General features: G+C 59.0%; 17 protein-coding genes. 2 read left to right on the top strand and 15 right to left on the bottom strand.

What is annotated here, in order from left to right; all coding sequences use genetic code 11:
- Positions 1–103 precede the first annotated feature (103 nt).
- From acpP to G3578_RS01665, 13 genes are all read right to left on the bottom strand, one after another.
- Positions 104–337 (bottom strand): acyl carrier protein, encoded by a 234-nt coding sequence (gene acpP, locus G3578_RS01725; protein WP_165208006.1) that lies wholly within the window; start codon positions 335–337, stop codon positions 104–106.
- A 72-nt stretch (positions 338–409) separates the two neighbouring features.
- Positions 410–1,150 (bottom strand): 3-oxoacyl-[acyl-carrier-protein] reductase, encoded by a 741-nt coding sequence (fabG, locus tag G3578_RS01720; RefSeq protein WP_165208005.1) that lies wholly within the window; start codon positions 1,148–1,150, stop codon positions 410–412.
- A complete protein-coding gene (gene fabD / locus G3578_RS01715) occupies positions 1,144–2,094 on the bottom strand; it encodes an ACP S-malonyltransferase (protein WP_165208004.1) in 951 nt (316 codons plus the stop codon). Before fabD ends, fabG begins: the two co-directional genes overlap by 7 nt.
- 26 nt (positions 2,095–2,120) lie before the next feature.
- Positions 2,121–3,125, bottom strand: coding sequence for a beta-ketoacyl-ACP synthase III (locus G3578_RS01710; protein WP_165208003.1), 1,005 nt, complete (start codon positions 3,123–3,125; stop codon positions 2,121–2,123).
- 5 nt (positions 3,126–3,130) lie between these two features.
- Positions 3,131–4,138, bottom strand: coding sequence for a phosphate acyltransferase PlsX (gene plsX / locus G3578_RS01705; RefSeq protein WP_165208001.1), 1,008 nt, complete (start codon positions 4,136–4,138; stop codon positions 3,131–3,133).
- 13 nt (positions 4,139–4,151) lie between these two features.
- Positions 4,152–4,766: a transcription factor FapR gene (gene fapR, locus G3578_RS01700; RefSeq protein ID WP_165207999.1), complete on the bottom strand. Its 615-nt coding sequence runs from the start codon at positions 4,764–4,766 to the stop codon at positions 4,152–4,154.
- 52 nt (positions 4,767–4,818) lie between these two features.
- Entirely contained in the window at positions 4,819–5,838 is a 1,020-nt protein-coding gene (locus G3578_RS01695; protein WP_165207997.1) for an ABC transporter ATP-binding protein, read from the bottom strand.
- A gap of 12 nt (positions 5,839–5,850) precedes the next feature.
- Positions 5,851–6,639 carry an ABC transporter permease gene (locus tag G3578_RS01690; protein WP_165207995.1) on the bottom strand — a complete coding sequence of 263 codons (789 nt, stop codon included), beginning with the start codon at positions 6,637–6,639 and terminating at the stop codon, positions 5,851–5,853.
- 1 nt (position 6,640) lies between these two features.
- Positions 6,641–7,420 (bottom strand): ABC transporter permease, encoded by a 780-nt coding sequence (locus G3578_RS01685; protein WP_165207993.1) that lies wholly within the window; start codon positions 7,418–7,420, stop codon positions 6,641–6,643.
- 119 nt (positions 7,421–7,539) lie between these two features.
- Positions 7,540–7,710, bottom strand: coding sequence for a 50S ribosomal protein L32 (gene rpmF / locus G3578_RS01680; protein ID WP_165207991.1), 171 nt, complete (start codon positions 7,708–7,710; stop codon positions 7,540–7,542).
- A 158-nt stretch (positions 7,711–7,868) separates the two neighbouring features.
- Positions 7,869–8,387, bottom strand: coding sequence for a YceD family protein (locus G3578_RS01675; RefSeq protein WP_165207989.1), 519 nt, complete (start codon positions 8,385–8,387; stop codon positions 7,869–7,871).
- 90 nt (positions 8,388–8,477) lie between these two features.
- Complete coding sequence (locus tag G3578_RS01670) at positions 8,478–9,551, bottom strand: SepM family pheromone-processing serine protease (protein ID WP_165207987.1); 1,074 nt, start codon at positions 9,549–9,551, stop codon at positions 8,478–8,480.
- Positions 9,548–10,342, bottom strand: a complete 795-nt coding sequence (locus tag G3578_RS01665; RefSeq protein ID WP_241254397.1) for a patatin-like phospholipase family protein — start codon at positions 10,340–10,342, stop codon at positions 9,548–9,550. The genes G3578_RS01670 and G3578_RS01665 overlap by 4 nt, the downstream gene beginning before the upstream one ends.
- 129 nt (positions 10,343–10,471) lie before the next feature.
- Between G3578_RS01665 and ylbJ the strand changes: the two genes are divergently transcribed.
- Complete coding sequence (ylbJ, locus tag G3578_RS01660) at positions 10,472–11,701, top strand: sporulation integral membrane protein YlbJ (RefSeq protein WP_165207985.1); 1,230 nt, start codon at positions 10,472–10,474, stop codon at positions 11,699–11,701.
- 3 nt (positions 11,702–11,704) lie between these two features.
- Here the strand turns inward: ylbJ and coaD are convergent, their stop codons facing one another.
- The gene (gene coaD / locus G3578_RS01655; protein WP_165207983.1) at positions 11,705–12,187 is read right to left on the bottom strand and encodes a pantetheine-phosphate adenylyltransferase; all 483 of its coding nucleotides are present in this window, start codon (positions 12,185–12,187) and stop codon (positions 11,705–11,707) included.
- 1 nt (position 12,188) lies between these two features.
- A complete protein-coding gene (gene rsmD / locus G3578_RS01650; protein WP_165207981.1) occupies positions 12,189–12,755 on the bottom strand; it encodes a 16S rRNA (guanine(966)-N(2))-methyltransferase RsmD in 567 nt (188 codons plus the stop codon).
- Positions 12,756–13,143: 388 nt separating this feature from the next.
- On the opposite strand from rsmD, the gene G3578_RS01645 reads away from it, so the two are divergent.
- Positions 13,144–13,287, top strand: coding sequence for a hypothetical protein (locus tag G3578_RS01645; RefSeq protein WP_165207979.1), 144 nt, complete (start codon positions 13,144–13,146; stop codon positions 13,285–13,287).
- Positions 13,288–13,353 lie beyond the last annotated feature (66 nt).

Genomic DNA, 13,353 nt, shown 5'->3' with positions numbered 1-13,353 from the left:
CGGGATGAAAAACAGATAAGGGCGTGTGGGCACGGCAGGATGTTTCCATGTGAAGGGAGGAGTCCCGTAGGGTACGGGACTCCTGCAGCCATCGTGCACATGTTTATTTGTGGGAATCTATGTAATTGACTACTTCCCCCACAGTCGAGATTTTTTCAGCGTCTTCGTCGGAAATCTCCATATCGAACTCGTCCTCGAGCTCCATCACGAGTTCAACGACATCCAGCGAATCAGCGCCCAGATCTTCCTTGAAGGAAGCATCCAGCGTGATTTTGGATTCGTCAACACCCAGACGGTCGACGATGATTTTCTTCACACGTTCAAACGTATCTGCCATCTTGCTTCACCCCCTCTCCAGTATTATAGTGGATGACCCTGACAAAAACCAGTTTTGGACGAAATCGTTCCGTTACATGTACATGCCGCCGTCGACGTGCAGGGTCTGGCCGGTCATGTAGCTGGCCGCATCGGAGGCGAGGAACACGACCACCTTGGCGATCTCGTCCGCCTGCCCCAGGCGGCCGAGCGGGATTTGCGCCAGCATGGACGCCTTGACCTCTTCCGGCAGACCCGCCGTCATGTCGGTATCGATAAAGCCGGGGGCAACGGCATTGACCGTGATGTTGCGGGAGGCAAGCTCACGCGCCGTCGTTTTGGTCAGCCCGATCACCCCTGCCTTGGCCGCCACGTAGTTGGCCTGTCCCGGATTGCCCAGGACGCCGACCACGGACGTGATGTTGATGATCCGGCCCGAGCGCTGTTTCATCATGGGGCGCGTCGCGGCCTTGATGCAGTTGAACACGCCTTTCAGATTGACCGCCAGCACGTCGTCCCATTCTTCTTCCTTCATCCGCATGATCAGGTTGTCGCGCGTGATCCCCGCGTTGTTCACCAGAATATCGATGCGGCCGAACTCGTCCAGGGCGGTTTTGAACATCGCTTCCACTTCTTCGCTGCTGCCCACGTTGGCCCGAATCATGATGGCGCGCCGGCCCAATTCCTTCACCTTGGCCACCGTCTCCGCAGCCGCAGCCTCACTGCCGGAATAGTTGACGATCACATCCGCTCCCGCTTCCGCCAGGCGCAGGGCGATCGCCCGCCCGATCCCGCGGGATGCGCCGGTGACCAGCGCCACTTTGCCTGTCAGCATAATACCCCTCCGTTCACCAGTTCTTCCAGCGATTGGCTGTCCTGCACCGCATAGATCTGCGTCTCTGAGGGCGCAATCTTCTTGATCAGGCCGGAAAGCACCTTGCCCGGGCCGATCTCGACGAACGTGGTCACGCCCTCGGCTACCATCCACTGAACGGAATCTTCCCAAAGCACGGGGGAAGCCACCTGCTGCACCAGGCTCGCGACGATCTCGTCCGCCTTCGTCACCGGACGGGCGCTCACATTGGCGACAACCGGCACCGCCGCGTCCTGCACCGCGATGCCGGCCAGCACAGGCTGCAGCTTGTCGGCCGCCGGCTTCATGAGGGCCGAATGGAACGGACCGCTCACATTCAGCGGCATCACCCGCTTCGCGCCCTCCGCCTTGGCCTTTTCCCCCGCCAGCCGAACCCCTTCCGCGCTGCCGGAGATGACGATCTGTCCCGGAGAGTTCAGATTGGCCAGCTGGACCGGATGGCCGGAGGCGCTTACCTCTTCGCATACCCGCTGCAGCAGGGAACGGTCCATCCCCAGCACCGCCGCCATCGCGCCGCGGCCCGCCGGGACGGCTTCTTCCATGAACTGCCCGCGCGCCCGCACGGTTTTGACCGCGTCTTCAAACGACAGCGCGCCCGCCGCACACAGCGCGGAATACTCGCCCAAGCTGTGTCCCGCCACAAAATCGGGTTGAAACGCCGGAAGCTTCTCTTTCAGCACCGCATAGACCGCCATGCTGGCTGTCAGAATGGCCGGCTGCGTATTGGCAGTCAGGCGCAGTTCTTCTTCCGGGCCTTCAAAGCACAGCGTGGACAACGGGAAGCCCAGCGCGCTGTCCGCCTTGGCAAAAATCTCGCGGGCGGCCGCGTGCGTTTGGGCCAACTCTGCGCCCATCCCCACGAATTGCGATCCTTGTCCCGGGAAGACAAAAGCGATTTTACCCATTGGTTCCATAACCCCTCTCGAAAAACTTATGCCTCTCGGGTGCTCCAGCGCAGCAAGGTAGCCCCCCATGTCAGGCCGCCCCCGAAGCCGACGAGAACCACATTGTCCCCTTCCTTCAGGCGGCCTTCCGCCAGCGCTTCATCCAGGGCAACCGGAATGGAGGCCGAAGACATGTTGCCGTAGCGGTCCAGGTTGACCACCACTTTCTCTTCCGACAAGCCAAAGCGCTTGATCGCCGAATCAATGATCCGCAGGTTGGCCTGATGCGGCACCAGCAGGTCGATCTGCTCCTTGGCCAGCCCCGCTTTTTCCAGCACGGTTTCCGTTGCGGTATTCATCACGCGCACGGCGAACTTGAACACTTCGCTGCCCGCCATGGAGATGTAATGCAGCTTTTGCTCCACCGATTCGCGGCTCGCCGGAATGCGCGAACCGCCGGCCGGCAGGGAGAGCAGCGGGCCGCCGGAGCCGTCCGCCCCCAGTTCAAACGCCAGGAACCCGAAGCCGTCCGCCACCGGGCCGAGCAGCGCCGCGCCCGCTCCGTCCCCGAACAGCACGCAGGTGTTGCGGTCTTCGTAGTTGGTGATTTTGGAGAGTGTCTCCACCCCGATGACCAGGACGTACCGATACATCCCGTTGGCAATGAATTGGCTGCCGACCGCAATGCCGTAAAGAAAGCCGGTGCAGGCCGCCGATACGTCCAGCGCGGCCGCCTTGGTCGCGCCCAGCTTCTCCTGCAGCAGGCAGGCGGTGGAAGGGAACATGTTATCGGGCGTCACGGTCGCCACGATGATCATATCCAGCTGATCCGCGCTGATGTTCGCCTTGGCCAGCGCCTTCTTCGCCGCTTCATAGGCCAGATCGGACGACGCCTGTTCCTCCGAACTGATGCGCCGCTCCCGAATCCCTGTCCGCGTCACGATCCATTCGTCGGACGTCTCCACCATTTTTTCCAGATCGGCGTTGGTCAGCACTTTCTCGGGAGTATACGAACCCGTGGCCAAGATTCCTACCGAACGCATTCCCTTCATCGGTCTCACTCGCTTTCCTGATAGATCTCTTTTTCCAGTTCGTCCTGGATAAAACGGTTCACATCCTGTCTCACGAAGCGGCCTGCCGCCAGAATCGCATTCTTGATGGCCCGGGCATCGGAGGAACCGTGTGCTTTAAATATCGGAACCTGCAAACCCAACAGCGGCGCCCCGCCGTACTCTTCGTAATCCATCCGTCTCTTGAAACGGAGCATGCTTGGCTTGAGAACAGCCGCTGCCAACTTATTCAAGAAGCTGGAAGTAAACTCCTGCTTCAATTGACCAAATATCGTGGCGACCGCGCCTTCCATCGATTTCAGCATGACATTGCCGACGAAACCGTCACAAACCACCACATCGCTGACCCCTTGCAAAATATCCCGCGCCTCCACATTGCCGGCAAAACGGATGTTGGCTTTGGCAAGCAGCGGGAAGGCCAGTTTGGTCAGCTCGTTCCCCTTCGCCTCCTCGGTGCCTACATTCAACAGCCCGACGGTTGGCTGCTCAAAGCCGAGCACCTTCTCCACGTACATGCTGCCCATGATCGCATACTGCAGCAGATGGACCGGCTTGGCGTCCATGTTGGCCCCCACATCGAGCGCAAGGGTAACCTTCCCCTTCATGGTGGGGATAAACGCGGCCAACGCCGGCCGCTCAATGCCCTTCATCCGGCCGGCGACCAGCAGCCCGGCCGTCATCAGCGCGCCCGTGTTGCCTGCCGAGATGGCAGCCGCCACCTGTTCGTCCCGCGCCAGCCGCACAGCCACGACCAAGGAGGCATCTTTTTTGCGGCGGACAGCCTTGACCGGCTCTTCCTCCGGTCCGATCACATCGGACGCGTGGTAGATCTCTATGCCCGCGGGAACCTGGGGAGGAAGATGCCGCCTGATCTCGTTCTCATCCCCAACCAAGACAACAGTAAGAGAGGGGTCCGATTTGACTGCTTCCAGCGCCCCGGCCACGGTGCTGGCCGGCGCATGATCCCCTCCCATTGCATCGATCGCTATACGCAAGGTTTTTCCTCCTCTAAGATGGTGCGTTCTCTCTTCCGTCAGGGCGTTTTTTCGCATCCTTCGCTTCCGACATCCGGTATACCCGGAACGTTGCGGTAAATACGGGTTCTCCCTGCACCTTCGTCTCTACCCGCACCTTGCATGACTCCCGATCCTGACTGCGCACCGTGGCTTTGGCAACCAGTTTTTCGCCAAGGCGCACCGGGCGGATGAAGCGGATGCGGGCCGTTGCCGTCAGCGCCACGTCCGCGTCAATCACCGCGACAGCCAGGGAGTTGGCCTGGGCAAAGATGTAGTGGCCGCGGGCAATCTGCGTCCGGGCAAACACATGCTCTTCTTTTATTTCCAGGACGGAGATGGCTTGGGCATCCAGCTGCAGGTCGATGATCTCCCCGATCACCTCGTCGATCCCGAGCGATTTCACGGTGTCGAAGCTGCGTTCTGCAACCGATTTGATCCGCTCGCGCAATTCCGGAATTCCCAATTCCAGTCGGTCCAAGCGGATGGTTTGTATACTGACGTCAAACAGCTCAGCCAGATCCTCGTCGGTGGTAAACGGGTTGTCCGTCAGCGTCTGGACGAGACGGGACTGGCGTTCCCTTTTTGCTAAACGGGCGATAGCGGGCACCCCCCAATTGCCGCAAAAGCCTTGCTACCATATGTATGTTTGCGGGTAGTTTTTAATACCAGGTACTAAAGCTAGTATAGGATAACCGTGCCGGATTGGCAACCCTTCCGTACAGGAGTCGGATGATTTCTTCAATATCGGGTTCCTTCATCTGGATGTCAACCGGTTCGCCCCAACGCCCGATTTCCGCCAGCAGCCGGGGAGTGGGGGTTTTTCGCTTGTCATAGTGGATCACCAGCCGGTTGCCGATCTGCTCCACCTGTTCCACCCCGTCCAACACCCCCGTGATCGCAGGCGGTTCCCGGTATTCGGCCACGATCACGCTGGGCAGCCCGATTTGGGCCCGCAGTTGGTCGAGCGTGCCGTCCAACATCACCTGCCCGTGGTTGATCAGGATGATCCGGCTGCACAGCTGTTCGATATCATCCATGTCATGGGTGGTCAGGAGGATGGTTTTTCGATCGGTCCGGTTGATCTCCCGGAGGAACTGCCGGATCTTGTTTTTGGCCACAACATCGAGGCCGATCGTCGGTTCATCCAGAAACAGCACCGGCGGGTCATGCAGCAGCGCTGCCGCCAAATCCGCGCGCATCCGCTGCCCGAGCGAGAGCTTGCGCACGGGGATGTCCAGGAATTCATGCAGGTCCAGCAGCGCATTGAACCGTTCCATCGCGTCCCGGAACGACCGGTCATCGATCTTGTACATCGCCTGCAGGATTTCCATGGAGTCGCGCACGGGCAGATCCCACCAGAGCTGGGTCCGCTGTCCGAAAACCACCCCGATGCGCTTCGCCACTTCTTTCCGCTCCCTTTGCGGACTGCAGCCGGCGACCGTCACTTCCCCTTCGGTCGGATGAAGGATGCCTGCAAGCATCTTGATCGTCGTCGATTTCCCCGCGCCGTTGGGGCCGATATAACCGACAAATTCTCCTTCCCGGATGGTAAACGAAATCCCTTTGACGGCCTGTACCTCCGTATACGCGCGGGTGAACAGCCCCTTCAGGGCACCCAGGGTCCCATTTCCGCCCCTTGCCAGGCGAAACGTCTTGACCAGCCCCGATGCTTCGATCATGGAAATTCCTCCTTAACTGCCCGTACTGTGATAATGGCGGATGCCGAACTGCCAAAACCGGATGGAAAGCCAGCAGAACACGCCGCCCACAAGCGGCGCGACCAGCAGCAGGGGCCACGCTCCCCCTTTGTCCAGCAGGTACAGCATGGGGACATAATTGAGAAACGCGACCGGAACAACGGAGTAGAACAGCAGCTTCAGCCACCCCGGATAGAGGCTGATCGGAAAGTTGGCGGCCGTGGCCGGTGCAAATATCGTAAAGGTTTGCAGCTCCTTCAACTGCCCCGTCCAGAAAGCGGTCGTCGCGGTCGCCAGCCCGATCGCAAAAAAGATCATCAGCCCCGTCAGCACGGCAATCGGCAGATAGGACAGGAGGAGCCAGGTGACCCGCCCCTGCCCGGCCAGTCCTCCAAGAGAGACGATGAGAATGACAAGACCCTGCACCGCCCCGCCGATCCGGGACAGCTCCAGGTTGCGGGTCAAAAGCAGGAGGAGCGGGGAGACGGGCCGCGTCAGCAGCTGGTCAAGCTCCCCGAACACGATATACCGTTCAAAATCATGGATCTCCGGGGCCAGCACCCGGTAGAGGGAGACGGCGATGGAGGCCAGGCCGTAAAGGAGCCCCACTTCGTACAGATTCCACCCTTTCACATGGTCGAAGCGGTGCAGGATGGCCGAGAGGATCAGAAAATCGATGGACGACAGCATGGCGGTGGTTACGGCCGTGGCGATGAAATTGAGCTTGTACTGCATCTGCGCCCGGATGCTGGCCGCAAGCAGCTTGCGATACAAGAAAAACATGCTACCCTCCCTGAATCTCCACTTTTTGGCGCGCCAGCCGTGTGACGGTCAGGGCGGCTGCGGTGAGCACCAATGCCCATCCCGCCTGCAGCCCGATGGCCGTTGGCGGGATTTTCTCCATGTAGATGGCGGCGGGATCATACAGAATGCAGGCAAACGGCAGAGCCGCCGCGATCTTTCCCAACATGTCCGGCAGCAGGTTTACCGGAATCATCTGTCCGCCCAATCCCAGCATCATGGCGACGATTGTTTGGTGGGCCCAACGAATCTCCGTCGTCCAGAAGGAAGAGATGCCCACCAGGTAAAACAGCAGCAGGCCGAGATAGACGGCGAGCGCCAGGGAGAGGAGCGTCCACACGAATGTCGCGGGGTTGGCCGGCAGGGCCAGTCCGACCAGGAGGGAAAGGGTGATGCCGATCGGCACGGAACGATGAAGCAGATTGTAGGCGATGCGTCCGATTTCATGGCTGATCACATAGAGAAAATAATTGACTGGCCGCATGAGGTCGAAGCTGACCGCTCCGGTTCGGACGCTGTTGGAAATGCCGAGACCCGGCGTCAGAAAGGTGGTGATCCAGAGCGTGCATTGCGTGAAGGTTAAATAGTGGCCCATCTCCCGCATGGCGTAGGGGCTTGTCCCTTCTTTGCCGCTCATCACCCCGAACCAGATCGCGATATAGATCAGGCCGAATATGGCGCTGGCCCCATTGCTGATCAGATGAGACAAACGATATTGAAGATTCTGACGATAACTTTTCCGGATGATTTCCCAATAAACCATGCCGCTACCTCTCTTCCGGCAAACAAATCGGAGCATCATTGTACACAATTTTTTCCAGCCCCGTCAACCGGTCTTCCGAAATAAGAAAAAGCAAGGTGAAAGACTCACCCTGCTTTTTCTTACTTCGCTACTTTTACCCCTTTATAGTGTCCGCAGCTTGGGCAAACGCGGTGTGCGAGTTTGTGTTCGCCACAATGATCGCATTTTACCATGCCGGGGATCTCTAATTTGAAGTGCGTACGGCGCATTCTTTTACGGGTTTTGGAAGTTCTCCGCTGAGGTACTGCCATCTTGCTTACACCTCCTTCAACTGGTTCTGTGTCTGTTAGGGCCTCTATGAGAAAGAGGTTTAACATCCCTTGTGTATCCGGATGGGAAGGGGAAACCGCTTCGGCCATCCGTTCAAAAATGAAGCTGATGTGAAGCTCCATCTTGAAAACAATTCTCGTTACTCTTCGTCCTTGCCGAAGAAATCGGCCAGCGCCGCCAACCGCGGATCGATGCGCCGGGTATCGCAGCTGCATCTCCCTTCATTGCGGTTGATGCCGCATACCGGGCACAGCCCCTCGCAATCTTCCGCACACAGCGGAAAGGAGGGCATGGCCAGGAGAAAATCTTCCTGCAAAAGGGGATTGAGCTCGATCACTTCCCCCTCCAAAAGATGGATATCGCTCTCCTCATCCACCTCGCTCCCGGCTTCGGGGGTGGCAAAGGTCTCGGCAAACGGGACGATCATGTGCTCGGTGAACGGCTTGAGGCAGCGCGCGCAGACGAAATCGACATTCGCCTCCATGGCGCCTTTCACGTGATACAGGTTGCCCAATTTGGCCGCCTCGCCCTTCGTCTCCACCGTCGTCAAGCCCCTGATCTCCTGATGCCTCTCTTTCAGCTCGGCCGGATCAAGCGTGACCTGGAAAGCGAGCGGCTCTCCTTTGCGGTGATCCAAATCAACAAGTTTGATATTCAACGTTCTATCACCTCAAGCGCAACAAGGATGATTATAGCGGTAGCCATACACCTTTGTCAACCTATTTTCCTTGACAGCCTTCCCTGAAGTTTAGGAGCGCTTGGGCGGCAGGGATGTCAAGAAGGCGATCGCGTCGTCAACGGTTTTCACCGGCACGATTTTCATTTTTGTCCCGATGCGTTTCGCCGTGGCGACCGCTTCCTCATAATTGGAGGATTCCGATCCGGCGTCATCCGGCGCAAAAAAGATTTCGGCGCCTGCCTTGTCGGCCGCTACCACCTTGTGATTGATTCCGCCGATGCGCCCCACCGTCCCGTCCGCGTTGATCGTCCCGGTGCCTGCGATCCGGTAGCCGCGCGTCAGGTCCAGGTCCTTGCGCAGCTGATTGTAGATCTCCAGCGTAAACATCAGTCCGGCAGACGGCCCGCCGATATTGCGCGCCGTGATGGTAACCTCTTCGGGTACCTCGATCACCTGGTTGTTGTCCAGGCTGATGCCGAGTCCCGGCCGATGCGCTTCCTCTCCGGGCAGTTCGCCCAACGTGACGGGAACCGTCCGCTCCTCGCCGTCGCGCTGGAAGGTGATCTGTACGGTATCTCCCACCTTCTTTTTCGCCAGGTAGTTCCGCAGCGCCTGCTGTTCCGGCGTCGCATGATGATCGACGGCGGTGATGATATCCCCGACCTGAAAGATGTTTTTGGCCGGCATGCCGGGAATGGTGCCCATCACGATCACGCCGTGGTTTTCGATTTTCACCTCGTAGCCTGCCAGACGGAAAGCAACCGCTTCTGCAATTTTCTGCGAGTTCTGCATCACGGCCTGCTCGCGCCTCGTGAAATCCTCGTCCGATTCCCCCTGATTGAGCACCAGATCCTTGTCGATCAACTCGGCATCCGGAAACAGCTTGGCATACAACACCCAAGCCGGCGTGGCTTCTCCCATCCGGACCGTCGTCAGCATAAACACCCCGGCCGCATCCTTTTTGCCCCCCTCCACCTCGACGATGGGGGCCAGTTCGACGGCCGAGCCCGGCCGTTCGACATAATAGGGTGTCGGCAGATAGAACCCCGCAAGCATCAACGCCATCAGCAGGACAAACAGCCACAGCAGCAGCCGGATGCGTCTGGCTGCGCGGTTCTGAGGGGTCCGGTACTCCTCCGTCATGTCGTTGCCTCCCACTTGTCAATCAATTCTTTCACCTGTTCCACGTATGCAAGCGCCGTTCTCTCGCCCTCGGCGATGATCTCCTCGATGGCGGCGTAGGCGATACTGCTATAATGTCCAACATTCGGACGGATTACCAGATCGGCCGCCAGCATCCGATGGCGCAGGATTTCCCGCTCCATGACATCGATGGTCTGGGCGATCACATCGAAAATGGACGTTACCTTCATCCGGGTGTCAAACTGGGCGACATCCACCGCAATCACGATGTCCGCCCCCATCTCCCTGGTCACCGTGATCGGCACCCGGTCGATCACCCCGCCGTCCACCAGGAGGCGGCCGTCGACGCGCTCCGGCACGAATATGCCGGGAATGGAGATGCTGGCCCGCACCGCCCTGTCAATCGGCCCTTCGCGGAAAACAACCCGTTCCCCGGTTTCGATATCGGTCGCGACGATCGCCAGTTCCTTGTTCAGCTGTTCGATATGCTTGCCGTGCGTAAGCAGCCGGATCAGCTCCTTGATTTTCTCCCCGGCGACAAATCCCAGGTTGGGCACGATCACATCCAGCCAATGCTTCCGCTTCAAATTGACCGCCAGCTTTTCCATCATGCGGGGTTCAATCCCGTTGGCATAGAGGGCGGCGATCAGGCTGCCCATGCTGCTGCCCGCCAGCAGATCCACCTCGATGCCGTGGGACTCAAACGCTTTTAACACGCCGATGTGCGCAAGCCCTCTGGCACCGCCCGCTCCCAGGGCCAGCCCCACCTTTGGCTTCACTGTCGTTTTCAACGCGCTCCCTCCCCTCCAAAACGCTGCATCCGTCCCCGCCGCTCGCATGCGTCCGGCTGCAAGCTTGGGCGCATAGTTTTCTTTGGTCGGACGTAGACATGTACTAACCTGCATGCCCAGGAGGAACCTATGACACGTCGTTCTCCACTCTTGACACTGCTCCTTGCCCTTTTTTCCATTGGCCTGGTCATCACGCTCGTCTCCCATCCGGAGATATCGTTTCGCGCAGCCATCAAAGGATTGGACATCTGGTGGGAGGTCGTCTTCCCGGCCCTGCTGCCATTTATTGTCGTCTCCGAGATTTTGATGGGCGTCGGCGTGGTCCATTTCGTCGGGGTATTATTGGAGCCGTTGATGAGGCCCTTGTTTAACGTCCCGGGCACGGGCGGCTTTGTGCTGACCATGGGGTTCTCATCCGGCTATCCCGTGGCGGCCAAACTGACGACGCGGCTGCGGGAGAACGGAAGTCTCACCCGCGCGGAAGGAGAGCGGTTGGTCTCCTTTGCCACGACGGGCGATCCGCTCTTTGTGATCGGCGCGGTTGCCGTCGGTTTTTTTCACAGCGAGGAGCTTGGCTTCGTGCTGGCCGTCACCCACTATCTGTCCGCCCTCTTGCTTGGCATCGTCTACCGGTTCCACGCGGCGTTCGACCCGTCCAGCAAGAAGCTGCCGAACAACCAACTGCCGCTTGCCATCCGCGCGCTCCAGGCCATGCACCGGGCGCGGATCAGGGACGGGCGCCCCTTCGGCAAGCTGATGGGGGAAGCGGTTCAGTCGGCCCTGCAAATGCAGTTGATGATCGGCGGATTTCTCGTCGTCTTTTCCGTCGTGATCCAGCTTCTTTCCGCCATCCACGTGACCCGGTTTCTCAGCGGTGCGCTGTCCGTCCTGCTGGGTCCGCTCGGCCTCCCGACGGCGTTTGCGAAAGCATTGGTGGCGGGGACGTTTGAAGTAACCCTCGGCGCCCAGGCGGTCAGCGAGATGCCGAACGATATCCCGCTGATCTGGAAAGCGGCGATCGCCAGCGCGCTCGTCTCCTGGGGAGGCTTCAGCGTCCATGCGCAGGTGGCGAGCATCCTGAGCCAAACGGATATCCGGGTGACACCCTATCTTTTTGCCCGCGCCCTCCATGCCGTCCTGGCCCTGCTGAGCACGTTCGTGCTGTGGCAGCCCTTGACGATGCTGGCTGCAGGCATCACCGACAGCGTTCCCGTCTTTTCGGCGCAGGAGCTGGCGAGCCCGACGGCCCATTGGTGGCATCTGTTTGGGCAGTCCTGGATCACCGCGCTGGGTCTCGGGGCCCTCTGCTTCCTGGTGCGGATGCTTGTCGTCGGCACCTGGCGCAAATCATACCGGTAAGCTTTACAGCGCGGCGAATTTTTCGCGCAGCGCCTTTTCCACGACAGGCGGCACAAGATCACCGACGCTCGCCTTGTATTTCGCCACTTCCTTCACGATGCTGGAACTCAGAAAGGAGTATTGGTTGTTGGTCATCATAAAGAACGTTTCCACATCGTCCTTTAATTTTTTGTTAATGGAGGCCACCTGCATCTCATACTCAAAATCGGAGACGGCTCGCAGCCCCCGGATCACGACCTTGGCCTGCCGTTCGGTCATGTAGTCGATCAGGAGGCCGTTGAAGGAATCCACCTCGACGTTGGGCAGCTCGGCTGTCACCTGCCGCAGCAGTTCCACCCGCTCTTCCACGCTGAACAGCGAATTTTTCTTGGAATTGATCAGGACGGCGACGATCACTTTGTCAAAAATCTTCGCCCCCCGTGTAATAATGTCAAGATGTCCGTATGTAACCGGGTCAAAGCTGCCTGGACAAACTGCAATGTGCATATCAGGTTCCTCCCTCTCTCCTGTGCCGATAAATGGTAACGGTCGTATCGCCATAGGTGGCGGTCCGGTCCACGGTACAGCGTCCCACCGCCGTCGGCAGGGAATCGGCGGCCGCATGCTCCGCCACGATCCATGCCTCATCCGCAAGCAGGTTGGCCTCTTGCAGGTAAGCGATTTCGTCAGCGATTTTCTGCTTGGCGTACGGCGGATCCAGAAAGACGGCATCGAACGGGATTCCCCGCTTCGCCAGCGCCTTTAACGCACGTGCCGCATCATTGCGGTACAGTTCGGCCCGATCCGCCAACCCCAGCCTCTCGATGTTCTCCTTGACCACGGCGAAAGCCCGGCTGTCCACCTCGACGAAAATCGCCTTTTCCATTCCCCGGCTCAGCGCCTCAATCCCCAAACCACCGGTTCCGGCGTACAGATCGAGGGCAACTCCCCCGTCGAAATAGGGGCCAATCATATTGAAAATGGATTCTTTCACTTTATCGGTGGTCGGCCTCGTCCCTTTGCCCGGTACGGCGGACAGGGGCCGCCCCTTGAGCTCTCCCGCGATAACGCGCATATCCTCACCTGTCGATACCCAATGATGATTTCATACTAACACAATCCGGAAAGAAACGTAAAACAGCGGAGCAAATTTTGCATCCCTGCGTGTATAAACCAGAAACATTTGGCAAAGAATAGGACTAGCGACGCAAGGGTGTCGCTGACAACCGCGGAGAAGACTTACGTTTCCCCATAAGCTCTTCCTCCGGTTTCTCCTCTCCCATAATTGAAAGGCGGTTTTGGGTGGCGCACGACATGTCTGATAGGAGCATGCGTGCCGATGGTTCCCCGCGCGGGAACGCATGAAACCGCTGCCTCACTGGAAACAGTGGGGCTTTTTTTTGCGCATGGATCGGGCGGCGCGGGAGAAACTAGCCAGTAACACGCAAGGCAAGGAGGTACTTATGGCGAAGAAACGCCCTTCCCAACGCAAGCAGGCGGCGGCCGCCATGCAGTCGCTGGCTGACCGCACCGGCCAAGCTGTCGAGCTGGCCCGCGAGATGCAGTCGGATGCGGATCAGAAGGATATCACCAAGCACGGTCGGTAACCGGTCTGTCCATGGGGACCGGTTTTAACATGATGGCGAACTTCCGCTGGAGTCAAGGCGCGATGG

The sequence above is a fragment of the Brevibacillus sp. SYP-B805 genome, assembly GCF_011059135.1.
Taxonomy (GTDB): Bacteria; Bacillota; Bacilli; order Brevibacillales; family Brevibacillaceae; genus Brevibacillus_F.
The sequence above is the reverse complement of the archived record's forward strand: the minus strand, read 5'-3'. Positions and strand labels throughout refer to the sequence as shown.